Raw genomic sequence first — 24,277 nt, forward strand, 5'->3', positions numbered from 1 at the left:
ATGACCGATACGGATGCTTTGATTGAGGCCGCACAGGCCAATGCCGGCCTGCCCCCGGTGGACAAGTGGGACCCCGACTATTGCGGCGAGATGGATCTGGTGATCCGCCGCGACGGTCTCTGGATCCATGAAGGCACGCCGATTGGCCGCGAAAAGCTGGTGCAGCTCTTCTCGCGCATCATCAAACGGGAGGGCGACGATTATTTCCTCGTCACCCCGGTCGAGAAACTCGGGATCAAGGTCGAGGACGCGCCTTTCGTGGCCATTGATTTTCGCCAGCAGGACGGCGATCTGACCTTTGTGACCAATGTCGGCGACGCGGTGACGGCGGATGCCGATCACCCGATCCGGGTCGAAATGAAAGACGGCGAGCCCTCGCCCTATATCCTCGTGCGCCGCAATCTCGAAGCGCTGATCGACCGCAAAAGCTTCTACCGCCTCGTCGATATTGGCGAGACCGAGGGCGAGTGGTTCGGCGTGCGCTCGGCAGGCGAGTTCTTCCCCCTCATCCGGCAGCGTGAATTGCCCGACTAATGCCCGATGGACTTTGAGAAAAGGTTCACCACAAGCACCCCGGCGACGATCATCGTGAGGCCAATAATCGCAGGCATATCAAGGGTTTGCTTGAACACGATCCATCCAACCGCCGCCACCAGCACAACCCCGGTGGCGCTCCAGATCGCATAGGCGAGGCCGAGCGGGATGAACTTGATCGCGATCGTCAGCAGGTAAAACGCCGTCAGGTAGCACAGCGCCAGCACCGCCGTCGGCACCAGCCGCGTAAACTGCTGCGTCAGCGGCATCATCGAGGTGCCCAGAACTTCCAGAACAATGGCCGCAAAGAGGGCGATATAGGCAGTTGTCATGGCGAGAATCTCCTTCGCGGTCTGCCGTAAAGGAGAATCAAAAAAGAGTCACGCCGGCCCGATCTGCCCCGCAAATTCCGCCAGCACCCGCTCGTAAACCGCGCGTTTGAACGGCACGATATTGGCGGGTAAGTCCTCGGCGGGCTTCCACGCCCAATCGGTGAATTCGGGATGGTCGGTCGCGATGTCAATCTCGTCATCCGTGCCGAGATAGCGCAGCAGATACCACTTCATCTCCTGCCCGCGATAGCGCCCCTTCCAGACATGCCCGATCAGATCGTCGGGCAGATCATAACGCACCCAATCGGCGGTTTCGGCCAGGATTTCAACGCGGTCCGGCGAGATCGAGGTCTCTTCCACCAACTCACGCAAAGCCGCGACCTCGGGGGCTTCGCCCTTGTCGATCCCGCCCTGCGGCATCTGCCAGGCGTGCTCCTCGCTCGCCCTGCGGTCATTGCGACGGGCCGCGAAAATCAGCCCGTCCCGGTTCATCACGCACAGTCCGACGCAGGGCCGGTAAGGCAGCGCGGCCTTCTCTGCGCCCGTCAGCTCGCTCATCGGCCGCTTTCGCCCACCGTGGTCATGGCGTTAACGATATCCACGGCGGTCGCCAGTTGCGGGTCCTCGGCGCGGCGCTCGGCGGCTTCCTCGCGCTCGGTCCGCTCTTCCTCAAGCTGGGTGCGCTCGTCTTCCGTCAGGCTGTCATTGTCGAGCGCGCCGCGCAGATCCGACTCGGAGCGGATGAAGAGGTTCGGCGCGTTTTCCGCCTCCTCCTCTGCCGCCTCACGGGCTTCCACTTCCGCGCGGGTCGGCGCTTCGACGATCACATCGGGCGAGACGCCGAGCGCCTGAATCGAGCGGCCCGACGGGGTATAATAACGTGCCGTCGTCAGACGCATCGCGCTCTCCGACCCAACCGGCATCACCGTCTGCACGGAACCTTTCCCGAAACTCTTGGTCCCGACCACCACAGCGCGGTTGTGATCCTGAAGTGCCCCGGCGACGATCTCCGACGCACTCGCCGAGCCGCCATTGATCAGCACCGCAATCGGTTTACCGTCCGCCATATCGCCCTCAGCGGCGTTCCAGCGGTCGGTCTGCTCCGGGATACGGCCACGGGTCGAAACGATCTCGCCCGCATCAAGGAACGCATCGGAAACGGAAATCGCCTCTTCCAGAAGCCCGCCCGGATTGTTGCGAAGATCAATGACAAAGCCGCGGACATTTTCCATCCCGCCCAGCTCTTCGACCCGTGCATTCAACTCGCTTTCGAGATCCGGCGTGGTCTTTTCGGAGAAGCTGTTGATGCGCAGCACCACCACTTCGCCTTCCAGCGACGAGCGCACGGCCTGCACCGAGATCGTGTCGCGGGTGATGGTCACGTCAAACGGCTCTTCCCCCTCGCGCAGCAGCGTGACGGTAATGTCCGAGCCGACCGGCCCGCGCATCTTCTCGACCGCTTCGTTGAGCGTCAGGCCCAGAACCGACTCGCCATCGATATGGGAGATGAAATCCCCCGCCTCGACCCCGGCCTGCTCGGCGGGCGTGCCTTCCATCGGGGCGATGACCTTCACCATGCCCTCTTCCTGCGTGACCTCGATCCCGAGACCGCCAAATTCGCCGGAGGTTTGCTCCTCCATTTCCTCGAAATCTTCAGGCGGCAGATAGCCCGAATGCGGGTCGAGCGAGGACAGCATCCCCGAAATTGCCGCCTCGATCAGTTCCTTATCGGTGACTTCCTCGACATAGGCGCCGCGGACGCGCTCAAAAATCTCGCCGAAAAGATCGAGCTGTTCATAGGTTTCGCGGGCCGCTTCGGCCTCTTGCGCCATCAACGGCGCGGCCAGTTGCGTTGTCGCCGCAACACCGAGACCTGCGCCCGTCAGCACGGCCAGAAAATTCTTCTTCATGTTTCATCCTCGCTCGATTCATCCTCGATAAGGGTGAACCATTCTTCCGGATCGACAGTCGCGTCGTCCTGCCTCACTTCGATGTAGAGGGGCTCGGTTTCTAAATCCTTGCCCTCCGCCTGTTGCGCGTCATTCAACACCGCCTCGCTGCCCAAGGGCAAGCCCCCCATCAGCCCGAGCGGCGTTTCTTCGGCGACTATCTGCCCTTCGCGGACAAAAACCTGATCGAGCCCGGCCAGAATGACCAGAAGCCCGGCGGCCGGTTCGAGAATCACCACATTGCCATAGTCGAGAAAGCTCCCCGCAAACCGGATATTGGCCAGCGCCGGTGCGCTGACGAGGGTTTGCGGCGCGGTGGCCAATGTCAGGCCCGGGCGCTGGCGGCCCGCACCATCCGCCTCATTATAGCGCGCGGTAATCTCGCCCGGCGCAGGCAGGGCCATTCCCATGGCGGAGAGATCGGCGCGGCTCGGCAGCGCCGTTTCCTCGCGCCCCATGGCCCCGAGATTGCCGGTAAACTCATCAAGGCTCGCCGCACTTTCCCGCAGCCGCGCGATTTCTGGGGCCATATCCGGCACTTGCACGCCATCCTTGGAGCCAAGCTGCGTGCGGGCCTCCTGAATGGACGCAAGCGAAGCGGTCAGTTGCGCCTCCGTCTCGGCCTGCACGGTCCTGAGCGCCCGCAACTCTTCTAAAGCGGCGCGCATATCAGCCGCTTGCGCCTGCAAAGCGGGGGCGACCGTCACCATCATCTGCGCCGCCCGTGCGGTGCCGACCGGCCCTTCCGGGTGCATCATATGGACTGGCGCTGGCCCGTCCTGAAGCGAGCTGAGAATGCCGAGGATTTCCCCCAGCGACTCCCGCCGCGCCTCGAAATCCGCAACCAAGGACCGCTCCTCCACCGCGCTTTCGCGCAGCGCCACGCGCAATTCGGCCAGCGCATCGTCAAATGCCCCGACTGCCCGCGCCAGCGAGATTTTATCCGCGCCTTGCGTCTCCACCCGCGCGGCGGCGGCTTCCATCTCGCTCGCCGCGACGCGCAAGCGGTCCGCCGTATCCGCAAAGGCCAAAGCGGGGAGAAGGGTCATAATGGGGAGCCAAAAACGCATCAGTCGAGCAGGTTCCTTCCGGTCATTTCCGCGGGCTTTTCGAGGCCCATCAGCGCGAGCAGCGTCGGCGCGACATCGGCCAGCTTGCCACCCGGCGTGACGCGCGCCCCATCGGGCGCACCGATCACCACGCAAGGCACCGGGTTCGTCGTATGGGCGGTGTGCGGGTTGCCCGTCACCGGGTCCACCATGATATCGCAATTGCCGTGATCTGCGATCACCACCATCGCGCCGCCGATCTCCTCGATCGCCCGCAGCGCGCGGCCCAGCTCGTGATCCACCGCCTCGCACGCCTTGATCGCCGCGCCCAGATCACCCGTATGGCCGACCATATCAGGGTTGGCGAAATTCACGACGATGAGGTCATAGTCCCCCGACCGGATCGCCTGCTCCAGCTGGTCCCCCACTTCGGCGGCGCTCATCTCGGGCTGCATGTCATAGGTCCGCACCTTCGGGCTCGGCGCCATGTAGCGTTTTTCCCCATCTGAGGGATTTTCTACCCCGCCGTTGAGAAAAAACGTCACATGCGGATATTTCTCCGTTTCGGCGAGTCGAAACTGCGTCCGCCCTTTTTCCGCCACATAGGCGCCAAGCGTGTTCGGAATGTCTTCCGACGGGAAAATCACGTCCATATAGGCATTATGCGCCGTGGAATACTCCACCATCCCCAGAACCGATGACCACGCAACCCGGCCGGGTATCTCCGCCGCGTCAAACTCCGGCTGCGCCATGGCGGCGAGGATCTGGCGCGCCCGGTCGGCCCGGAAATTGGCGAAGATCAGCCCGTCGCCATCCTTCGCCCCGGCATAATCGCCAATAATCGCGGGGGTGATGAATTCATCCGTCTCGTCGCTCGCATGGGCCGCCTCAATCGCCTTGCGGGCGCTCTCGGCGCGACTCCCCTCTGCCCGCAGGATCGCATCAGTCGCCGCCTGCACGCGCTCCCAGCGATTGTCCCGGTCCATCGCGTAAAACCGCCCCGAGACCGTCGCGATCCGCGCGCCCGCGGGCAAATCCGCCTCCAGCGCGCCGACCTGCTCGACCGCGCTTTTCGGGGCCACATCGCGGCCATCGGTGAAGGCGTGGATGCGGACTTTGAGCCCCTTCTCCACCAAAATCCCGGCCAGCGCGGCAATATGTCGCTGATGCGAATGGACGCCGCCGGGGCTTGCCAGACCGCACAGATGCGCCACCCCCCCCGCCGCCTTCACCTTGGCCGCAAAGCTGTCCAGCGCCTCATTGGCCGCAAGCGAGCCGTCCTCAATCGCGTTGTCGATCTTCGGCAGATCCATCCACACCACCCGGCCCGCGCCGATATTGGTGTGGCCGACCTCGGAATTGCCCATCTGCCCTTCCGGCAGGCCGACATCATTGCCAAAGGTGGTCAGGGTTTCATGGGGATAGTCGGCCCAGATCCGGTCCATGGTCGGGGTCTCGGCCAGCGCGGGCGCGTTGTTGTCGCGCCGCTCTTCCAGCCCCCAACCGTCCAGGATTGTCAGAACAACGGGTTTCTTCGCTTGGGTCATGGGGTCGGCCTCCGTTTCAAAACCTACCTACTGACCTCAAAAAGCTCTCGCAAGCCCCGCAGAGCGCGAACAGCGGTGCAATCTGCGCGGGTGCCCGCCGCGGCGCTTCTCCGAGACGGGGCATCGCCCCGGCGAGGCCCGGAGGGCTAAACCGTCAGTTGCGGTGATAGGGACTGCCCGCCAAAATCGACGCGGCGCGGTAAAGCTGTTCGGCCAGCATCACCCGCACAAGCATATGCGGCCAGACCATTTTGCCGAAAGAGAGCGCGCCGCCGCCATTGAGACCCGCGCGCAAGGACGGGTCCAGCCCGTCCGCGCCGCCGATGAGAAACACCACATCGCGGACGCCCTCATCGCGCCAGCCCGCCAGTTTTTGGGAAAATTTCGGGGAGCTCATCAAGCTCCCCCGCTCATCAAGGGCAATGACTTTCGCGCCTTCGGGGATGGCTCCGCGCAGAAGATCCGCCTCCGCCGCCATGCCCTGCGCCTTGCGGTTGTCGAGCCCTTGCTCGATCAGCGGGCCAAGCCCCAGAGGCCGCCCCGTCCGGTCAAACCGCGTGATATAATCGTCCAGAAGATCCCGCTCCGGACCGCTTTTCAGCCGTCCGATCGCTGCCATCGTTACCTTCACACTGGTGCTCTTACTGCACCCGCTCGGCAGGTTGGGCGGCTTCCACCGGCCCGGATACCCACATCTTTTCAAGCTGGTAGAACTCGCGCACTTCGGGGCGGAAGAGATGAACCACCACATCGCCGCAGTCGATCAGCACCCAGTCGCCCTGCTCCGCGCCTTCAGTGCGCGGTGCCTGCCCGTGGATCTCCTTGACCTTCTCCGCCAGATGCTGGCTCATAGCCCCGACCTGACGCGACGAGCGCCCGCTGGCGATGACCATATGGTCCGCCATGCTGCTCTTGCCCTTGAGGTCGATGGTGACAATATCCTCGGCCTTGTCATCTTCGAGACTGCCGAGAACCAGCGCCAGCAAATCCGCTGGCATGGTGTGTTGCGCCGCTTGTGCGCCATTTGCCCGTTCGGTCAGAACGATGCCCTCCTTTATACGCCGCTTCCAGATGTGCTTGAGGTTGAGACTCAAAAGGCCCGGCGCGTTGCCTTAACCGAAAGTAGCAACGCGCCGGGCCTTTTTCAACGATTGCCGTGGGGTCACGCCCGCACGAGCGCCTCATAGCTTTCCGAAATGTCACGGACGAGATTGCCGACGGTGAATGTATAGTCGCCAATCGAGCCGACCGGGGTGACTTCTGCCGCCGTGCCGGTGAGGAAACATTGGTCGAAATCGGCCATTTCCTCGGGCATGATGTGGCGCTCCACGACCTCGATGCCCTTGTCTTTCAGCATCGCGATCACCGTCTGGCGGGTGATCCCGTTGAGGAAGCAATCGGCCAGCGGGGTGTGGACGACGCCGTCCTTGATGAAGAACACATTCGCGCCCGTCGCTTCGGCCACATAGCCGCGATAATCCATGAAGATCGCGTCCGAGCAGCCCTTTTTGGCCGCTTTGTGCTTGGAGATGGTGCAGATCATGTAAAGGCCCGCCGCCTTTGCCTCGACCGGGATGGTTTCGGGGCTGGGGCGTTTCCACTCGGCGATATCGAGTTTCGCGCCGTCATATTTCGCGTCGCCATAATAGGCGCCCCATTCCCAGGCGACAACGCCCACGCGGGTCGGGTTGGCCGCCGAGGCGACACCCATATCCGGCCCGGCCCCGCGGAAGGCGACGACGCGAACATAGGCATCGGTGAAGCCGTTCTTCTCCAGCACCGCCATTTTCGCTTCGTCCAGCTCTTCGGCGGTGTAGGGGATTTCGAGGTCGATCAACTCGCCCGAGCGCAGCAGGCGCTTGGAGTGTTCGTTCATCTTGAAGATTTTGCCATTATAGCACCGCTCGCCCTCAAAGACGGAGCTCGCGTAGTGCAGCGCATGGGTCAGGATATGAACCTTTGCATCGCGCCACGGGATCATCTCCCCATCCAGCCAGATCCAGCCATCACGATCATCAAAAGGCGCGCTCATCGGTGTTTCCTTTCCTATTCTGTCCTATCCCGCTTTGCAAACGACAGGAAATTGCGCTATTAGCCCGATCCGCTATCAGTAGGGGCTTGGATAGTCAATAAGGCTGACATATAAAATGCCCTAGATATGAGGAGACCGAAATGAGTCACAGCGCAATGCCCCAAAGGCAGGAAGACATGTTGCTCTTCCTGACCGATGACCAGCTCAGGCAGGGCATTGAGCTGATGTTCTTTGCCTATCGCGGCTTCACGGCGGACCCGGACCGGATCCTCGCGGATCTCGATTATGGCCGCGCCCATCACCGGGCGATTCACTTTATCGGCCGTCATGCGGGGCTGACGGTGAATCAGTTGCTCGATATCCTCGGGGTCACGAAACAGTCGCTCAACCGGGTGTTGCGGCAACTCGTGGCGGACGGGCTGGTGCGCAGCGAGGTCGGCAAGACAGATCGCCGGCAGCGCAATCTGTTCCTGACAGAGGACGGGATCGCGCTGGAGCATCGTCTGTCAGATGCGCAGCGGGTGCGGATGCGCAACGCCTACCGCGCCGCCGGGCCGGAGGCCGTGCGCGGCTTTCGCGCCGTTTTGGAGGAAATCATGGACCCGCATATGCGCGCCCAACTGGCAGAGCTTGAGGGCCGTTCATGAGCGATCCGGGCAGCGGCGGGCCCCATCTGCTCATCGTCGATGACGATGCGCGGATCCGCCAGCTTTTGCAGAAATATCTGATGCGACAGGGCTATGTCGTCTCCACCGCGCGGGACGCGGCCCATGCGCGGCGGCTTCTCGAAGTGTTCGAGTTCGACCTGCTGATCGTCGATGTGATGATGCCCGGCGAGACGGGCCTGGAATTCACCGCCAGTCTCAAGGGCCAGGACGCGCCGCCGGTGCTGATGCTGACCGCGCGCGGCGAGACCGATGCGCGGATCGAGGGGCTGGAAGCCGGTGCGGATGATTATCTCACCAAACCGTTCGAGCCGCGCGAGTTGCAGCTCCGGGTGGAGGTGATCCTGCGCCGCCGTGGCAACCGGTCCAAGAAGGAGACGCCGCAATCGCTCCTGCTCGGCCCGCTGCGCTACAATATTTCGCGAGGTGAGCTGTGGGAGGGCGAGCAGCATATCAAGCTGACGAGCAGCGAAAGCGCCCTGATGCGGTTTCTCGCCGAGCATCCCCATGAGCCCCTTAGCCGCGCCGATATCGCCACCGCCCTGTCCGGCCCCGACGAGGTCATGCAGGACCGCGCCGTCGATGTGCAGGTGACTCGCCTGCGCAAGAAAATCGAGGCCGATCCGAAAGCGCCGCGCTATCTGCAGACCGTCCGCGGCTCGGGCTATATGCTCGCGCCGGATTGAGCGGGCGCGGCCCTCGCGCCGCCGCTCTCCCCCTGCTCGCGGCAGCGCGGTTCGGCGGGGGTCGATCCCCCGGCGGAGCGCCGCCCGGCCGCTTAGCCAAAACGCCTGACAAGGCTGGACCTTCCCGCCCCCCTTCCCTAGATTGCGGCCAGCAATATTGAGGAATCCGCAAATGGCCGAGAGCAACACCGAGATCGCGAAGCTGAGCTTCGAGGATGCCATGAAAGCCTTGGAAGAGGTCGTCGGACAGCTTGAGAAGGGCGAAGTTCCCCTTGAGCAGTCGATCGAGCTGTATCAGCGCGGTGCGGCCCTGCGCGCCCATTGCGAAACCAAGCTGCGCGAGGCGGAAGAGAAAATTGCCAAGATCAGCCTCGATTCGAACGGTCAGCCGAAGGGGACCGAGCCCCTCGACGTGTCCTGATGGATCAGGCGGCGCGCAATTCCTTTATCACGGCGCAGTCCGAGGCGGCGGATCGGGTCGAGGTGACCCTCGATCAGCTTCTGCCCAAGGACTCCATGCTCGCCGATGCGATGCGCTATGCTTGCCTCGGCGGCGGCAAGCGGCTCCGCGCGCTTCTGGTGCTGGAAGGCGCCAAGCTTTTCAACGCCCCCCATAAGGCGGCGGAACGGGCGGCGGCGGCGGTCGAGTGCATCCATGCCTATTCGCTCATCCATGACGATCTGCCGGCCATGGATGACGACGATATGCGCCGCGGCAAGCCCACGCTCCACAAAGCCTGGGACGAGGCGACCGCCATTCTTGCCGGTGACGCGCTGCAAACGCTGGCCTTTTCCACGCTGACGGCCCCGCAACTCATGCTGGAGCCGAACCTCAAGCTGAAACTCTGCCACACCCTTGCCGAAGCCTCCGGCGCCAATGGCATGGTCGGCGGGCAGATGATGGACATCGCGGCGGAGCGTCTCGACGGCAAGCTGTCCTTGGAAGAAATCAAGGAGTTGCAGAGCATGAAAACCGGCGCGCTCATCAGTTGGGCCGCCGAAGCCGGGCCGCTCATGGGCCGCAAGACCCCCGGCGCGATCTCCGACTATGCCAAAAATCTCGGCCTCGCCTTCCAGATTCAGGATGATGTGCTGGACGTGATCGGCTCGCCCGATGTGACCGGCAAGGCCACCCAGAAGGATGGCGAGGCGGGCAAGGCCACTTTCGTCTCGCTGATGGGTCTCGAAAACGCCCAGAAGGAAGCGCGCCGCCTCGTCGATGCCGCGCTGGAGGCCATCGCCCCTTACGGATCCGCCGGAAATGTTCTGCGCGGCATCGCCCAATTCGCCATTAACCGCGACTCGTAACGAGCCGCCAGCTTTTCGCCAGCAGATCGAATCCATGTCCGAACGTCCCGATACGCCCCTTCTCGATTACATCAACAGCCCCGCTGACCTCAAAGGGCTGGATATTCGCCAGTTGCGGCAGGTGGCCGATGAATTGCGCGCGGAGACGATTTCGGCGGTCTCGGAAACCGGCGGGCATTTGGGGGCGGGTCTCGGGGTGGTGGAACTCACCGTTGCGCTTCATGCCGTCTTCGACACGCCGCGCGACCGGCTGATCTGGGATGTCTCGCATCAATGCTACCCCCACAAGATCCTGACCGGGCGGCGCGACCGCATCCGCACCCTGCGCATGGAAAATGGCCTTTCGGGCTTCGCCAAGCGCAGCGAGTCGCCTTACGATCCGTTCGGCGCGGGCCACAGCTCGACCTCGATTTCCTCGGCCCTTGGCTTTCGCATCGCCCATGATCTCGGCCAGCGCGCAGAGAATGGCGACGCCATCGCGGTGATCGGCGACGGCGCGATCTCGGCGGGCATGGCTTATGAAGCGCTCAACAATGCGGGCGCGACCGATACGCGGCTGTTCGTGATCCTCAACGACAATGAAATGTCGATCGCGCCGCCGAGCGGGGCCATGTCGCATTATCTCTCCCGCCTTTATGGCGAGGAGCCGATGCACAATCTCAAGGACATCGCCAAGGGCGCGCTTGGGTTCCTCCCCGGCCCGATGCGCGAAGGCGCGAAGCGGGCCAAGGATCTCTTGAAGCAAATGACCGTCGGCGGGACGCTCTTTTCGGAGCTTGGGTTTGACTATATCGGCCCGGTGGACGGGCATGACATGGAAGACCTTATCGCCGTGATGCGCGCCGCCCATGCCCATGCCGATGGCCCGACGCTGATCCATGTGATCACAAAGAAGGGGAAGGGCTTCGCGCCCGCCGAGAACAGCGCCGATCGCGGCCATGCCCGCGCCAAGTTCGACATGGTGACGGGCGAGCAGAAAAAGGCGAAATCCAACGCGCCGAGCTATACCAAAGTGTTTGCGCAGAGCCTTGTGCAACTCGCCGAGGATGATCCGAAAATCACTGCCGTGACCGCCGCGATGCCGGACGGCACCGGCCTCAACCTCTTCGCCGAGCGCTTCCCGGAGCGCTGTTTCGATGTGGGGATCGCCGAGCAGCACGCCGTGACCTTCGCCGCCGGGATGGCCGCCGGGGGCCTGCGCCCCTTCTGCGCGCTCTACTCGACCTTCCTGCAACGGGGCTATGACCAGATCGTCCATGACGTCGCGATCCAGCGCCTGCCCGTCCGCTTCGCGATTGACCGCGCGGGCCTCGTGGGGGCCGATGGCGCGACCCATGCGGGCAGCTATGACATTGCTTTCCTTGCCAATCTTCCCGGCTTCGTGGTGATGGCCGCCGCCGATGAGGCGGAGCTGAAACATATGGTCGCCACCGCCCACGCGATTAACGACGCGCCGTCGGCCTTCCGCTTCCCGCGCGGCGAAGGCGTGGGCGTGGAGATGCCCGAGCGCGGCGAGGTTTTGGAGATCGGCAAAGGCCGCGTCGTGCGCGAAGGCACCAAGGCGGCGATCCTGTCCTTCGGCGCGCGTCTCTCGGAGTGTCAGGCCGCCGCCGAGACACTGGCCGCCGAGGGGATCGACATCACCCTCGCCGACGCCCGTTTCGCCAAACCGCTCGACCGCGAACTGATCCTGCGTCTTGCCCGCGAGCATCCCGTTCTCGTGACCATCGAGGAAGGCGCGGTTGGCGGCTTCGGCTCCCATGTGGCGCAGCTTCTGGCGGAAGAAGGCGCGCTCGATGGCGCGCTGAAATTCCGCTCCATGGTCCTGCCCGACACCTTTATCGACCACGCCAGCCCGGCGCGGATGTATGAAGCCGCCGGCATGTCCGCCGCCGATATTGCGAGCAAAATCAGGAGCCTGACATGATCCGCGCTGTCACCCCCGAGGACCGCGCCGAGTGGGAGCGCCTGTTTCTCGCCTATGCGGATTTCTACAACACCGCCCTGCCGGATGGCGCGCTGGAGACCGTCTGGGGCTGGATTCACGACGAAGCCGAACCCTATTTCGCCGCCCTCGCGATTGAGGACGGGCAAGCGGTCGGCCTCACCCAATACCAGACCATGCGGCGCTCTTTGGGCGGAGGCGATGTTGTGTATCTGTCGGATCTCTATGTGGACCCGGCGCAGCGCGGCAAAGACCTCGGCCACAAGCTGATCGACCATGTCCGGGAACACGCCCGCCACCTCGGCGCCGCAGACGTGCGCTGGCTGACGGCAGAAGACAACACCACCGCCCGCCGCCTCTACGACCGCTTCAACCCGCCGAGTGGGTTTATCATGTATAAGGCTGGGCTCTAACCCTCTCCACCCGCCTCAGCGCCGAATTCGGCGAAGCAGCGGCGGAGGCCGCGGACGCGGGTGGCAAGGTCGGTGAGGCCTTTGTCGGGCAGGCCGAGTTCTTCGAGATGGGCGGCGGTGGCGTAGAGGTAATCCCAGTTGGGGCCGCGTCCGCCGACGGCGCGGGCGATGATATGGGCCTGCGTTTCCACCGAAAGATCCGCCATATATTGCGGGTTTTCTTCGTCGATGACGTAGCACACCGCCTCGACGGTCCGGCCATCGTGAAGCTCCACCGTCTCGGTCGTCTCGCGGTAGGCAGCGGACACGAGCTCCCGCTCGCGCAGATAGTTCAGCGTCGCGCGCGCGTCTTCTTCGGCCACGCGGAAAGCGACACCGGGGCAGACCTGCCCGCCCTTCGGCTCCAGCGCGAGGACAAGACCCGGCGCATCGGCGGTGCCGCGGTGATGGATCGACAGCAGGCAGAAGCCGCGGCGATAGCCCGGCAGATCCGCGACCACGCGCTCCGCCACGGGGAAGCCCGGCTGCCACATCAGCGAGCCGTAGCCGAAGACCCAGAAGCCCCCCTCAATCAAAGCGGCGTCATATGCGGTGTTAAAGCTGTTCTCCATAAAGGCGATGCTATAAGGGAGATCGCAGCAAAAGGTAAAGGGCCAGCCACCGCGATGAAACGTCTTGTGATCCTGCTTCTCGCCTGTCTCGGTCTGGCCGGGGCCGGTTATGGCGGCTACTGGCTCTGGGCCGCGCGCCAGATCGAGGGTCAGGCGGAGGCGCTGATTGCCGGGCGCGCCTCGACGGGCTGGATTTCCGAGGCGGACGCGGTGGAGACGGGCGGATTTCCGTCCAGCTTCGAGACCCGCCTGACCGCGCCGCGTTTTGGCCAGACCGAGGGGCCGATCATCTGGGAGAGCGACTGGATCACGGTTGCCCAAGAGAGCCTCGATCCGCAGGATTTCACCGTGACCTTCGCACCGGAGCAGCGGCTGACCCTGCCCGAAGGCAGCGGACGGCTGACGACGCAGAACGCCGCCGGGCGCTTGCGGGTGGACAGCCGCCAGACGCTCGATGTGCTTGAACTTGCAACAGAAAGCGGCGCGTTGACCCTGCCGGACATGGGTGAGGCGGCGCTTGGTCCGGGTCGGGTGCTCGTGACAAAGACCGAGGGGCCGAACAGCTATGCGCTGACCCTCTCGCTCGCCGATCTGCTGCTGCCGCCGGAACTGCTCGGCCAAGCCGGGCGGGATGGTGTGATCACAAACCTCATCGACTCCTTCACCGCCAATGCGACCGCGCAATTTACGGGACCTTGGGATGAGGCGGCGCTGGCCGGGGTGCAGCCGACGCTGGTCTCGCTCACCATCGAGGAGGCCGCGCTCAACGCCGATGGCGGGAGCATCGCGGTGGCGGGAACACTGGTGCCTGATGCTGAGGGTTATGCGGAGGGCGCGCTCGATCTGAGCGCCACCGATATCGAGAACGCGCTGAAGCGGGCGCAGAAAAACGGGGCGTTTCAGGGGCTTCAGGGGAGCATCGCCCTCTCCTTCATCCGGGCGATGATCGGGGAGGACGGCTCGGTCTCACAAACGCTGCGGCTGGAGGACGGGGTGATCCGCCTCGGCCCCATCCCGCTTGGCCGCGCGCCGCTGCTGATCGCGCGGGACGGCACGCCGCTTTAGCGGCAATAGGTGCCGTTCGGATAGCGGGCGGTGTCGAAATGCAGATGGTCGCGGTGGAACCGGTCGGCATCCGGGCCAAGCACCGTGCCGAAGGGGCCGCAAGCCGCTTCGTGGAACCGTTTGATCACCGATTTGCGGAAAAGCCCGCCGCGCCAATCCTCCTCGACCCGCACCGTCTCCCCATCCGCGAAGGTGAAGGCGGAGAGGTCGATCGCGTTGCCAAGCGCATGTTCCGACATTTTCGCGCCGGACTGGTTGTTGCGGCTGCGGCACGCATAGCTGGCGGCGACTTCCATCTCGACCAGCGGTTCCTTGCCCGCCGCCTTGGCCGCGGGCTGCGCGCCAAAGGCGATCCATTCCGCGAGGGACGCCGCCGTGTCGCAATCCACCGTCGCGCCGCGCGGCAGGGCCACACCGGCGACCTGATAAATCTCGACCGGGTTGCGGATCCCGCAGGCCCCCTCCCGGATCGCCGGAAGCGGGCGCCCCCAGATCGCGCTCCCGCCGCAGACCTGACGCACATTGCCCGGCAAATCGCCGCGCGGCTCGTCATAGCGGGGCATGTCGCTGCCCAGCAATCCGCAAGCCGCGAGCGACAAGGCGGCGCATATCACTTCGATCTTCATATCCTGCTCTCCTGCCGCCCCTCTGGGCGATCTTATTTCTGACCGCGTCCGAAATTGGGCGCGTCGGTGTCCTGTCCGGCCTCGATGATACCTCGGCGAATGGCGCGGGTGCGCGTAAAGAAGTCGTGAAGCTCCTCACCATCCCCGGTGCGGATCGCCCGCTGGAGGACAAACAGCTCCTCTGCAAAGCGCCCGAGGATCTCCAGGGTCGCGTCTTTATTGGCCAAAAACACGTCGCGCCACATGGTCGGATCACTCGCCGCAATCCGGGTGAAGTCCCGAAAACCGGCGGCGGAGTAGTTGATGACTTCGGTTTTCGTCACCCGCTGCATGTCATCGGCGACGCCGACCATGGTGTAGGCGATGAGGTGCGGGATATGCGAGGTGACGGCCAGAACGAGGTCGTGATGCTCCGGGTCCATCTCGTCCACGATTGCGCCCATGCTCTCCCAAAGCGCGCGGAGTTTGGCGACCGCGTCCGGGTCGCTCCCCGGCGCCGGGACGAGAAGCTGCCAGCGATTGTCGAAGAGCGAGGCGAAGCCCGACGCGGGGCCAGATTGCTCCGTCCCGGCGAGCGGGTGGCCGGGGATGAAATGCACGCCGTCCGGCAGATGCGGGGCCACCGCGTCGATCACCGCCTGTTTGACGGAGCCGACATCGGTGACGGTCGCGCCCGGTTTCAGCTTCGGCCCGATCTCGGCGGCGACGCTGCCCATGGCGCCGACCGGCACGGCGAGAACGACGAGATCCGCATCCGCCACCGCCTCGGCAGCCGTCTCGGCCACGCGGTCCACAAAACCGATCTCGCGGGCGGCGTTCCGGCTGGCCTCGCTTTTGGCATAGCCGATGATTTCGCCTTTAAATCCCGCGCGTTTCAGGGCGTGACCCATGGAGGAGGCGATCAGGCCGAGGCCGATCAGGGCAATCCGGTCGTAACTCATGCGCCCTCCAGATGTTCGCCAAGGAATTTGAGGACGCGCTCGCAATCCATCTGCGTGCCGACGGAGATGCGCAGCGCCTCGGGCAAGCCGTAGCCCGCGACCCGGCGCACGATGATGCCTTGCGCCCGCAGCGCCTCATCCGCTGCAATCGCCGCCTCTTCGCTGGCGAAACGCGGCAGCACGAAATTCGCCATGCTGTCGTCGCATTCAAGGCCGAGCGCGCGGAGGCCGTCGACGAGATAGGTCCTCAGCCGCGCGTTTTCTTCATGGCACCATTCGGTGTAATCGGTATCGAGCACCGCCGCCTCTGCCGCCGCGAGCGCTGCGGTCGAGACGTTGAACGGCCCGCGCACCCGGTTCAGCACGTCGATGATCTCCACTGAGGCATAGCCCCAGCCGACGCGCAGCCCGCCCAGCCCGTAAATCTTTGAAAAGGTGCGGGTCATGACGACATTCGGATGGCTTTCCACCAGCGACGCGCCGCTGTCATAGCCCTCGACAAACTCGCCATAGGCGCCGTCGATCACCAGCAGCACGCCCTCGGGCAGACCCTCCGCCAGCCGCTCCAACGCGTCGAGCGCCACCATCGTGCCGGTCGGGTTGTTGGGGTTGGCGACGAAAATGAGTTTCGTGCGTTCCGTGACCGCCGCCAGCATCGCGTCGATATCGAGGCGGCGTTCCGTCTCGGAAGCCGTCACCGGGGTCGCGCCCGCCGCCTTGGCCGCAATCGGATACATGGAAAACCCATGTTCGGCATACAGCACTTCGTCACCCGGCCCGGCATAAGCATTGCAAAGGAAAGAGATAATCTCGTCCGATCCCGCCCCGCAAATGACCCGTGCCGGGTCCACCCCATACACTTTGCCAATGGCCTCGCGCAGCGGTGTGTGGTCGGTGGAGGGATAGATCGCCATCGCTTCGGCGGCGGCGAGATACGCCTCTTTCGCCTTCGGGCTCGGCCCATGCGGGTTCTCATTGGACGACAGCTTGGTGACCTTGTTGGTGCCATCCAATTTGCTCTCGCCGCCCACATAGGGGACGATGTCGAGAATTCCGGGCTGCGGCGTAATCATCTTGCCTCCATGCGTTCAGCCGGTCTTGGATAGCGCCTTAGTCCGGTCTTTGACCAGTCCATTTCACAAGAATGCTCGGCAGAAGGCGCGGCAGATCTTCGGCAATGAGACCCGCGCCGCGCTTGCGCCCGGCCTCGGCATGGAGCAGCACCCCGGTCGCGGCGGCATCGAAGGGATCGAAGCCACGCGCGAGCAGCCCGGTGATGATCCCGGTCAGCACATCGCCCGCGCCCGCGGTGGCGAGCCAGGGCACCGCCCGCTCGTAAAGCGCGGCATAAACCGAGGCGCGGCCATCGGGCGAGGCGATCACGGTGGCGGGGCCTTTGAGGACAATCGTCGCGCCATATTCCGCCGCCGCGTCGCGCAGAAGGTCGATCCGGTTCTCCGTCGCCAGTCGCTCGGCGAGATGCGGGACGAGACGGGCGAACTCGCCTTCATGGGGGGTCATGATGACATCTTGCGGCAGATCGCGCGGCGTGTTGGCGAGAAGCGTGAGCGCGTCGGCGTCGAGGACGAGGGGCTTGCCGCTCTCGACTGCCACAGTCAGCGCCGCCTCGGCATTCTCGTCCGTGCCAAGCGCGGGACCGAGGCCGATTGCGGACACGCGCCGATCCTCCACAAGCGCCGCGAAAGCCGGGGCATCGCAGGGTTTGACCATCACCGCGTCAAGATGGGCCGCATGGATCTGTGCCGCCGCCTCATCCGCCGCAATGGTGACAAGGCCCGCGCCCACCCGGAGCGCGCTCGCCGCCGCGAGACGGATCGCGCCGCCACTATGCCACGGGCCGGAGACCATCACCGCATGGCCATAGTCGAATTTATGCCCATGCCGTTTGGCCGGATCGACCGTCGGGCGGGTGATCATCTGCGCGCCGCTCGCCCGATCCGGAATGCCGATATCGACCGTCTTGATCTGCCCGACATAGCGCGGGCCGTCATTGAAGAAATGCGCGGGTTTGGGCGCGTGGAAGGTGACGGTGAGATCGGCCTTTAGCGCATGTTGACCCAGTTTGCGCCCGCTATTGGTGTCGAGCCCGCTCGGCAGATCGACGGCGATCACATAGGTGCAACCATGGTCCATCACCGGGGCCAGCACCTCGTCGCAGTCGCGGTTGAGACCGATGCCAAAGAGCGCGTCGATCAGCAGTTCGGCGGGCTCGAAATTTTCATAAGGCAAGATCTCGCCCTTGGCTTTCAGAAACGCGTCCCGCGCCTGCGCAGCATCAGGCGGCAGCGTTTCGGGCGAGACAGCATGGAGCCGCACCTTCACGCCGCGCGCCCGGAGAAGCTGCCCTATCACAAAGCCATCGCCGCCATTATTGCCCGGCCCGCAAAGGACCATTGCCGTCTCGGGCCGGCCCGCCAGCGAATCGACGACCGCCTGACCGGCGCGCAGCATCAGCTGATAACCGGGCGTGCCGGCGTCGATCACGGCCTGCTCGGCGGCGCGCATTTCCTCGGCGGTGAGAATGGTTTTGGTCTGCATGGCGGTCTCCTTCGGGCCAGAGTGCCGCGCCCGCGTTCTCGCGTCAAAGGGCGTTAGAAGAAGGTCTGCGGGTCGATATCGATGGCGAGGCGCGTGTTTTTCGGCAGTTGCACCCGGTCGCGCCACGCCTTCAGCGCGTTCTGCAAAGGCGCGCCGCGCGGTGCTTTCACCAGTAGGCGCACCCGGTGGCGGCCCCGGATCCGGGCAATGGGCGCGGGTGCGGGCCCGAAAATCTGCGCGCCGATGGCAAAGAGCGGCTGGCCTTCGCGGACCAGCGCGTGACCGAGTTCGAAACAGGGCGCGACCTCGGGGCCGGAGATGATGATCCCGGCCATGCGCCCGAAAGGCGGCGCGCCGGACACCTCACGCGCCGCCGCTTCGGCCTCCCAAAACGCTTCCTCGTCGCCCGACATGATCGCCTGCATCACCGGGTGATCGGGCTGGTAGCTTTGTAAAAGCGCCAACCCCGCCTTATCCGCCCGCCCGGCCCGGCCCGTGACCTGACGGATGAGCTGAAAGGTCTTCTCCGACGCGCGCAGATCGCCGCCTTGCAGCCCGAGATCCGCGTCGATCACGCCGACAAGGGTGAGTTTGGGGAAATTATGCCCCTTGGCGACGATTTGCGTGCCGATGATGATGTCCGCGCCGCCCGCCGCGATGGTCTCGATCTGCTCTTTGAGCGCCCGCGCGGTGAGGCCCATATCGGAGGAGAGGACGGCGACGCGGGCCTCCGGGAACACGGCGGCGACCTCTTCGGCGATGCGCTCCACCCCCGGCCCGAGCGCGACCATTTTGCCTTCGACTTCGCAGGACGGGCAGGCCTCCGGGATCGCCCGCTGCGCGCCGCATTGGTGGCAAATCAAGCGGTTATGGAAACGGTGTTCGACCATCTTGGCGTCGCAATCCTCGCAGGCGACCTGCGATCCGCAAGCGCGGCAGAGGGTCAGCGGGGCGTAGCCGCGGCGGTTGAGAAAGAGCAGCGATTGCTCGCCCGTCTCCAGCCGCGCCTTGATCTCGGCCTCCAAGGGCGGGGAGATCCAGCGGCCTTGCTCGGGCGGCGTGTCGCGCAGGTCCAGCGCCTTGATTTCGGGCAGGATCGCGGCGCCGAACCGGTCCGCCAAATCGAGCCGGTGATATTTGCCGGAGCGCGCATTCACCCATGTCTCCAGTGCGGGCGTGGCCGAGGCCAGCACAACCGACGCGCCCGCGAGAGAGGCGCGCAGCACCGCCATGTCGCGGGCGTTGTAAAGCGCGCCCTCCTCTTGCTTGTAAGAGCCGTCATGTTCCTCATCGACCACGACGAGGCCGAGATTTTGGAACGGCAGGAAGAGCGCCGAGCGCGCGCCGACGACGACCTGCGCCTCGCCGCGCGCAACGCCGGTCCAGACCCGGCGGCGACCCGCTTGGGTGACGCCGGAATGCCACTCCGCCGGGCGCGCGCCGAAACGGGCTTCCAGACGGGAGATGAATTGCGTCGTCAGGGCGATTTCGGGGAGCAGGATCAGCGCCTGACGGTTCTGTTTCAGCGCTTCGGCGACGGCTTCGAGATAGACCTCGGTTTTACCGGAGCCGGTGACGCCTTTCAGGAGCGTGGTGCTATAGCTGCGGGCGGCGACGCGGGCGCGGAGCGCCGTTGCGGCGTCGGCCTGCGCATCGGATAACGCATTGCCGGGACGGGCGAAATCGAGACGCGGGAAGGGCGCGTCGCGCGGCAGATCGACCTGTATCAGCGCGCCGGCATCGGCGAGGCCCTTGATGACACCGCTGCTCACCCCGGCCAGCGACGAGAGGTCTCCGGCGGAGAGCGGCGTGCCCTCATATTCCTCGCAAATCGCCAGCACACGCTCGCGGGCGGCGGTCATGCGGGGCGGGGTGTCGTCCCCCAAGACATAAGCCGTTTGCACCGGGGGCGGGTCGCCAATGCCGGGCGCTCGCGTGGCGAGGCGGAGCATGATGTCGGGCGGGGTGAGGGTATACTCCCCTGCCCGCGCCAGAAATTCGCGCATCTCGCCGGACATGGGCGGCAGGTCGAGACGGCCAAAGGCGGCGCGGAGTTTGCCCGCATAGCCGCCCGCGCCCGGCCCCTCCACGACGCCAATCACCTTGCGCGGGCCAAGCGGGACATGGACGTAATCGCCGCGCGACGCACCGCCCTCGGGCGCGAGATAGTCGAGGGGGCGGCCAATCGGCTGGGTCGTCAACACGCTGATCGGTGTGCCTTGGGCAAATTCACGCATCCGCCGCGCTCCCGGTGGATCCCCGGCGCGGCGGCAGTGCCGCCTTCCCGGCGATGGCCATGCGGCCGCGCCAAAAATGCAGGCTAATCGCCCCTTTCCCGCGCGTCACCCTTCGGCTAGATTGCGCGAGAACTCGAACAGCCAGGGAGCCCCACATGAAATTCTTCGTCGATACCGCAGAAATTGACGCCATTCGCGAGTTGAACGATCTCGGCATGGTGGATGGTGTGACCACCAACCCGTCGCTGATTATGAAATCGGGCCGCGATATTCTCGAAGTGACCAAGGAAATCTGCGATCTCGTGGACGGCCCGGTCAGCGCCGAAGTGGTCGCGCAGGATGCGGACACCATGATCGCCGAAGGGCGGAAGCTGGCCGAAATCGCCGAAAACATCACGGTAAAGGTTCCTCTGACCTGGGACGGGTTGAAAGCCTGCAAGACACTCACCGATGAAGGCAAGATGGTCAATGTCACGCTGTGCTTCTCGCCCAATCAGGCGCTGCTGGCGGCGAAAGCGGGCGCGACCTTCATCTCGCCATTTATTGGCCGTCTCGACGATATCAACCTCGATGGGCTCGATCTGATCGCGGATATTCGCCAGATTTACGACAATTACGGGTTTGAGACGCAGATCCTCGCCGCCTCGGTGCGGACGATCAACCATGCCAGCGAATGTGCCAAGATCGGCGCCGATGTGATGACCGCACCCCCGTCGGTGTTCAAATCCATGGTCAAGCATGTTCTGACCGATAAGGGTCTCGAAGCGTTCATGGCTGATTGGGAAAAGACGGGGCAGAAGATCCTGTGAGCGCCTTCCGCGAGGCGCTTCTCGCTGATCCCGCGCTGGTGCTCGACGATGCGGAGTTGATGAATGCGCTCCTCAATGCCGAGCTGAAAGCCAAGGGCCAGAACATCATTGATCTTCGGGCCGCCTTCACCGCGCGGCTGGAGGATCGGCTGGAGCAGCTTTCGGGCGCGCATCGGGCGGTTCTGGCGGCGGCGTATGAAAACGTCGCCGGGACGCAGCAACTGCACCGCGCCGTGCTGGCTTTGCTCGACACGGCGGATTTCGATGCGTTTTTGCGGGTGCTGGTGGTGGATCTCGCGGGCATCCTTGGCGTCGATCAGGTCCGCCTCTGTTTCGAGTCGACCACGGCGCAGCCGGGCAGCGGCGTCGGGCCGAAGGGGCTGGAAGACAGCATCATCGCCCTGCCGCGCGACGGTGCGGGCGTTTACTTGTCCATCAGCGGTCCCGCGCGCAAGGTCGTGCTGCGCCGGGTCAGCGACGGTCTTTACGCGCCGGAATTGCCGGAACCGGCCTCCGAAGCGGTGCTCTCGCTCGATCTCGGGCCGGGGCGCTTGCCGGGGCTGCTGCTGCTTGGCGCGCAGGACCCCGAGCGGTTTGGGCCGGACCAAGGCACGGATCTCTTGCAGTTTTTCACCCAAAGCGTCGAGCTGATGCTCCGGCGCTGGCTGGCGTGACCGCGCCGACTATCTCCCCTCAGGGCGAGGCGCTGCTGCGCGGTTTTCTCGAACATCAGGCGCGGCTGAAAGATGCCTCGCCCCACACGATTGACGCCTATCGCCATGACATCGCGGGGTTTCTCGGCTTTCTCGCCGGGCATCTCGACGGCGCGGTTGGCAAGGAGGCGCTGGCCGGTCTCGCGGTCACGGACTTCCGGGCGTGGCTGTCCCATGAGCGGCGGCGCGGGCTGTCGGCCCCCTCGGTCGCCCGTGCGCTCTCGGCGGTGAAGAGCTTTTATAGCTGGCTCCACCACAGCTACGGCATCGACAATCCGGCCCTCACCGCAACCTATGCGCCGCGCCGCAAAAGCCGCCTGCCGCGCCCGCTCGACCGGGATGCAGCCATGCGCGTGATTTCCGAAATTGGCGAAAGCGGGCGCGTGGATTGGGTGGTGGCGCGCGATGTGGCGGTGGCGACGTTGCTCTATGGCTGCGGCTTGCGGATCTCCGAGGCGCTGAACCTCAATCGCCGCGATGCACCCTTGGGCGAGACGCTGTCGATCCTTGGCAAAGGCCGCAAGGAGCGGCGCGTGCCGGTGCTGCCCGCCGCGCGCAAGGCGGTGAACGACTATCTCGCCCTCTGCCCCCACAGCCTCGAACCGGAGGGCCCGCTCTTTGTCGGGGTGCGCGGGCGGCGGCTGCAACCGGCGATTGTCGCGACCTCCATGCGCGATGTGCGGATGGCCCTCGGTCTGCCCGCCTCGGCGACGCCCCATGCGCTCCGCCACAGTTTCGCGACCCATCTGTTGCAAGCGGGCGGCGATCTTCGCGCAATTCAGGAATTGCTCGGTCATGCCTCGCTTTCCACGACGCAAGTCTATACAGGCGTGGATGAAACGCGATTGATGGAGGCCTATCGGGCCGCCCACCCAAAGGCAAAAGGTTGAGCATGACCCCGAAAAGCCGCGCCCGTCTCGTCCATCTTCTGACCGCCACCGGCGCGGCCTTCGCCATCGCGGCGATCTTCGCGGCCTTCGAAAACGCCTGGCCGGAGATGTTCCTTTTCCTACTCGGCGCTCTGGCGGTGGACGGTGCGGACGGCCCGCTGGCGCGCAAATATGACGTGAAGAATTACGCCCCCGAATGGGACGGCGCGATTATGGACCTCATCATCGACTATCTGACCTACGTGTTTATCCCGGCCCTCGCGGTGGCCAAAGGGCTGATCCCCGGCCATCTCGGCACGGCGATTGCGGTGATTATTGCGGTGAGCGGCGTGATCTATTTCTCCGATACGCGCATGAAAACAAAGGATTATTCCTTCCGTGGCTTCCCCGGCTGTTTCAACATGATCGTGGTGGTGCTCTTTATCCTGTCGCCGCCGGTCTGGATTTCGGTGCTCCTGCTGCTCGCCGCCTCCGCCGCGCAATTCGCGCCGGTGAAATTCATCCACCCGGTCCGCACCAAACGCTGGCGCAAGCTCTCCCTGCCGATCATGCTGATCTGGAGCGCCTGCGTCCTCTGGGGCTGCATTGCGAATTTCAATCCGCCGCTGATCTGTTCGGTGGTCCTCGTCGCGACCAGCCTCTGGCTCCTCTTCGCGGGCGCCGTGCAGCAGCTTTCGGACCCGCTTTAACCCATCCCGCCCCGGTCGATCCGGCCATGGGCGCGGCGCTGATCGTCGCGATAACTCCAGATGGAAATCCAGATCCAGCTCCCGCAATAGATCGCGCCGAAGATCAGCAGCACCTCCCCCGGCACCGGGCCAATATCCGCCCGCCCCCAAAATTCGCTGATGCTGGTGAGCGGCGCGGGATGGACCGCCAGTTTGCCGAGATAGGCCAGCGTCTGGATCAGCAAAATCCAGACATAGTTGCGCCGGATGCGCCGGCCGATGGCGACCTTCAAGCTGACATGGTGGGTCGGGTGGATGTAATCTTCGGCCAACGTATGTTGCCAGCCCTCTTCGAGGTGGAAATCGCCCTCATGGAGCATCGGCGCGAAGAAATGCGTCTCCAGCCAGCGGCAGCGCGCGCGCCAGACGTTGAAATAGCGGTAGCGCCGCGCTTCCAGCATGAGGAAAAACACGATCAGCACCCCGACGAGCAGGAGCGGCAAGGGCGACGCGCTTGGCGAGGCGAAGGAGATCGAGAGCGCGATGCCGAGCGTGACGACGGCCCAGTTGGTCGTCGTATCCAGCCGCTGCCGCCAGAGCGTCGAGCGGTAGACCTCGCCGCGATAGAGATGCGCGATGGCCCCGATTTCCGCGCTGTCGAGTTCCTTGCGGACGTATTCTTTATCCATGCTCGTCCT

At 64.6% G+C, this 24,277-nt stretch carries 27 protein-coding genes; 12 read left to right on the plus strand and 15 right to left on the minus strand.

The features are described 5' to 3' along the window. On the plus strand, window positions 1-534 hold the full coding sequence (locus ACMA5I_RS14210) for a DUF1285 domain-containing protein (protein ID WP_525886938.1): 534 nt from the start codon (window positions 1-3) through the stop codon (window positions 532-534). On the opposite strand, the gene ACMA5I_RS14215 is transcribed toward ACMA5I_RS14210, so the two are convergent. From ACMA5I_RS14215 to ACMA5I_RS14250, 8 genes are all read right to left on the minus strand, one after another. After that, window positions 531-866, minus strand: a complete 336-nt coding sequence (locus ACMA5I_RS14215) for a DMT family transporter (RefSeq protein ID WP_525886939.1) — start codon at window positions 864-866, stop codon at window positions 531-533. The two genes, ACMA5I_RS14210 and ACMA5I_RS14215, sit on opposite strands and share 4 nt — an antisense overlap. A gap of 48 nt (window positions 867-914) precedes the next feature. Beyond that, window positions 915-1,424, minus strand: a complete 510-nt coding sequence (locus ACMA5I_RS14220; RefSeq protein ID WP_525886940.1) for an RNA pyrophosphohydrolase — start codon at window positions 1,422-1,424, stop codon at window positions 915-917. Next, window positions 1,421-2,776 (minus strand): carboxyl-terminal processing protease CtpA, encoded by a 1,356-nt coding sequence (gene ctpA / locus ACMA5I_RS14225; RefSeq protein WP_525886941.1) that lies wholly within the window; start codon window positions 2,774-2,776, stop codon window positions 1,421-1,423. Before ctpA ends, ACMA5I_RS14220 begins: the two co-directional genes overlap by 4 nt. After that, window positions 2,773-3,864, minus strand: coding sequence for a murein hydrolase activator EnvC family protein (locus ACMA5I_RS14230; RefSeq protein ID WP_525886942.1), 1,092 nt, complete (start codon window positions 3,862-3,864; stop codon window positions 2,773-2,775). Before ACMA5I_RS14230 ends, ctpA begins: the two co-directional genes overlap by 4 nt. 20 nt (window positions 3,865-3,884) lie before the next feature. Then, on the minus strand, window positions 3,885-5,411 hold the full coding sequence (gene gpmI / locus ACMA5I_RS14235) for a 2,3-bisphosphoglycerate-independent phosphoglycerate mutase (protein WP_525886943.1): 1,527 nt from the start codon (window positions 5,409-5,411) through the stop codon (window positions 3,885-3,887). 154 nt (window positions 5,412-5,565) lie between these two features. Then, on the minus strand, window positions 5,566-6,042 hold the full coding sequence (gene rlmH, locus ACMA5I_RS14240) for a 23S rRNA (pseudouridine(1915)-N(3))-methyltransferase RlmH (protein ID WP_525886944.1): 477 nt from the start codon (window positions 6,040-6,042) through the stop codon (window positions 5,566-5,568). Window positions 6,043-6,052: 10 nt separating this feature from the next. Continuing rightward, a complete protein-coding gene (rsfS, locus tag ACMA5I_RS14245; RefSeq protein WP_525887087.1) occupies window positions 6,053-6,409 on the minus strand; it encodes a ribosome silencing factor in 357 nt (118 codons plus the stop codon). A 164-nt stretch (window positions 6,410-6,573) separates the two neighbouring features. After that, a complete protein-coding gene (locus tag ACMA5I_RS14250) occupies window positions 6,574-7,443 on the minus strand; it encodes a branched-chain amino acid aminotransferase (RefSeq protein ID WP_525886945.1) in 870 nt (289 codons plus the stop codon). A 140-nt stretch (window positions 7,444-7,583) separates the two neighbouring features. Between ACMA5I_RS14250 and ACMA5I_RS14255 the strand changes: the two genes are divergently transcribed. The 6 genes from ACMA5I_RS14255 (at window position 7,584) to ACMA5I_RS14280 (ending at window position 12,460) form a co-directional block, all read left to right on the plus strand. After that, entirely contained in the window at window positions 7,584-8,090 is a 507-nt protein-coding gene (locus ACMA5I_RS14255) for a MarR family winged helix-turn-helix transcriptional regulator (protein WP_525886946.1), read from the plus strand. After that, window positions 8,087-8,794 (plus strand): response regulator transcription factor, encoded by a 708-nt coding sequence (locus ACMA5I_RS14260; RefSeq protein ID WP_525886947.1) that lies wholly within the window; start codon window positions 8,087-8,089, stop codon window positions 8,792-8,794. Before ACMA5I_RS14255 ends, ACMA5I_RS14260 begins: the two co-directional genes overlap by 4 nt. A gap of 172 nt (window positions 8,795-8,966) precedes the next feature. Next, window positions 8,967-9,215, plus strand: a complete 249-nt coding sequence (locus ACMA5I_RS14265) for an exodeoxyribonuclease VII small subunit (protein WP_525886948.1) — start codon at window positions 8,967-8,969, stop codon at window positions 9,213-9,215. Further along, a complete protein-coding gene (locus ACMA5I_RS14270) occupies window positions 9,215-10,102 on the plus strand; it encodes a polyprenyl synthetase family protein (RefSeq protein WP_525886949.1) in 888 nt (295 codons plus the stop codon). The genes ACMA5I_RS14265 and ACMA5I_RS14270 overlap by 1 nt, the downstream gene beginning before the upstream one ends. A gap of 34 nt (window positions 10,103-10,136) precedes the next feature. Then, window positions 10,137-12,029, plus strand: coding sequence for a 1-deoxy-D-xylulose-5-phosphate synthase (gene dxs / locus ACMA5I_RS14275; protein ID WP_525886950.1), 1,893 nt, complete (start codon window positions 10,137-10,139; stop codon window positions 12,027-12,029). Continuing rightward, complete coding sequence (locus ACMA5I_RS14280) at window positions 12,026-12,460, plus strand: GNAT family N-acetyltransferase (RefSeq protein WP_525886951.1); 435 nt, start codon at window positions 12,026-12,028, stop codon at window positions 12,458-12,460. Before dxs ends, ACMA5I_RS14280 begins: the two co-directional genes overlap by 4 nt. On the opposite strand, the gene ACMA5I_RS14285 is transcribed toward ACMA5I_RS14280, so the two are convergent. Beyond that, entirely contained in the window at window positions 12,457-13,071 is a 615-nt protein-coding gene (locus ACMA5I_RS14285; protein WP_525886952.1) for a gamma-glutamylcyclotransferase, read from the minus strand. The genes ACMA5I_RS14280 and ACMA5I_RS14285 overlap by 4 nt on opposite strands. 54 nt (window positions 13,072-13,125) lie before the next feature. On the opposite strand from ACMA5I_RS14285, the gene ACMA5I_RS14290 reads away from it, so the two are divergent. Then, complete coding sequence (locus ACMA5I_RS14290) at window positions 13,126-14,136, plus strand: DUF2125 domain-containing protein (protein ID WP_525886953.1); 1,011 nt, start codon at window positions 13,126-13,128, stop codon at window positions 14,134-14,136. Here the strand turns inward: ACMA5I_RS14290 and ACMA5I_RS14295 are convergent. From ACMA5I_RS14295 to ACMA5I_RS14315, 5 genes are read right to left on the minus strand one after another with little or no spacing between them, the layout of a single operon-like run. Further along, window positions 14,133-14,762 carry an extensin-like domain-containing protein gene (locus tag ACMA5I_RS14295; RefSeq protein WP_525886954.1) on the minus strand — a complete coding sequence of 210 codons (630 nt, stop codon included), beginning with the start codon at window positions 14,760-14,762 and terminating at the stop codon, window positions 14,133-14,135. The two genes, ACMA5I_RS14290 and ACMA5I_RS14295, sit on opposite strands and share 4 nt — an antisense overlap. A gap of 32 nt (window positions 14,763-14,794) precedes the next feature. Beyond that, window positions 14,795-15,703: a prephenate/arogenate dehydrogenase family protein gene (locus ACMA5I_RS14300; RefSeq protein ID WP_525886955.1), complete on the minus strand. Its 909-nt coding sequence runs from the start codon at window positions 15,701-15,703 to the stop codon at window positions 14,795-14,797. After that, window positions 15,700-16,776: a histidinol-phosphate transaminase gene (hisC, locus tag ACMA5I_RS14305; protein WP_525886956.1), complete on the minus strand. Its 1,077-nt coding sequence runs from the start codon at window positions 16,774-16,776 to the stop codon at window positions 15,700-15,702. The genes ACMA5I_RS14300 and hisC overlap by 4 nt, the downstream gene beginning before the upstream one ends. 37 nt (window positions 16,777-16,813) lie before the next feature. After that, window positions 16,814-18,262: an NAD(P)H-hydrate dehydratase gene (locus ACMA5I_RS14310; RefSeq protein ID WP_525886957.1), complete on the minus strand. Its 1,449-nt coding sequence runs from the start codon at window positions 18,260-18,262 to the stop codon at window positions 16,814-16,816. Between the two features lie 53 nt (window positions 18,263-18,315). Beyond that, a complete protein-coding gene (locus ACMA5I_RS14315; RefSeq protein WP_525886958.1) occupies window positions 18,316-20,499 on the minus strand; it encodes a primosomal protein N' in 2,184 nt (727 codons plus the stop codon). Window positions 20,500-20,654: 155 nt separating this feature from the next. On the opposite strand from ACMA5I_RS14315, the gene fsa reads away from it, so the two are divergent. Genes fsa through ACMA5I_RS14335 form a run of 4 tightly spaced genes read left to right on the plus strand, consistent with a single transcriptional unit; the run spans window position 20,655 to window position 23,600 of the window. Continuing rightward, the gene (fsa, locus tag ACMA5I_RS14320; protein WP_525886959.1) at window positions 20,655-21,308 is read left to right on the plus strand and encodes a fructose-6-phosphate aldolase; all 654 of its coding nucleotides are present in this window, start codon (window positions 20,655-20,657) and stop codon (window positions 21,306-21,308) included. Further along, on the plus strand, window positions 21,305-21,982 hold the full coding sequence (locus ACMA5I_RS14325; protein WP_525886960.1) for a DUF484 family protein: 678 nt from the start codon (window positions 21,305-21,307) through the stop codon (window positions 21,980-21,982). The genes fsa and ACMA5I_RS14325 overlap by 4 nt, the downstream gene beginning before the upstream one ends. Further along, window positions 21,979-22,911, plus strand: coding sequence for a tyrosine-type recombinase/integrase (locus ACMA5I_RS14330; RefSeq protein ID WP_525886961.1), 933 nt, complete (start codon window positions 21,979-21,981; stop codon window positions 22,909-22,911). Before ACMA5I_RS14325 ends, ACMA5I_RS14330 begins: the two co-directional genes overlap by 4 nt. A gap of 2 nt (window positions 22,912-22,913) precedes the next feature. Beyond that, a complete protein-coding gene (locus ACMA5I_RS14335) occupies window positions 22,914-23,600 on the plus strand; it encodes a CDP-alcohol phosphatidyltransferase family protein (protein ID WP_525886962.1) in 687 nt (228 codons plus the stop codon). Here ACMA5I_RS14335 and ACMA5I_RS14340 read toward each other — a convergent pair. Continuing rightward, entirely contained in the window at window positions 23,597-24,268 is a 672-nt protein-coding gene (locus ACMA5I_RS14340; RefSeq protein WP_525886963.1) for a DUF2270 domain-containing protein, read from the minus strand. The genes ACMA5I_RS14335 and ACMA5I_RS14340 overlap by 4 nt on opposite strands. Window positions 24,269-24,277 lie beyond the last annotated feature (9 nt).

Source organism: Jujubicoccus corallicola, from assembly GCF_047345645.1.
In the GTDB taxonomy this organism is placed as follows: domain Bacteria; phylum Pseudomonadota; class Alphaproteobacteria; order Rhodobacterales; family Rhodobacteraceae; genus JBLEFH01.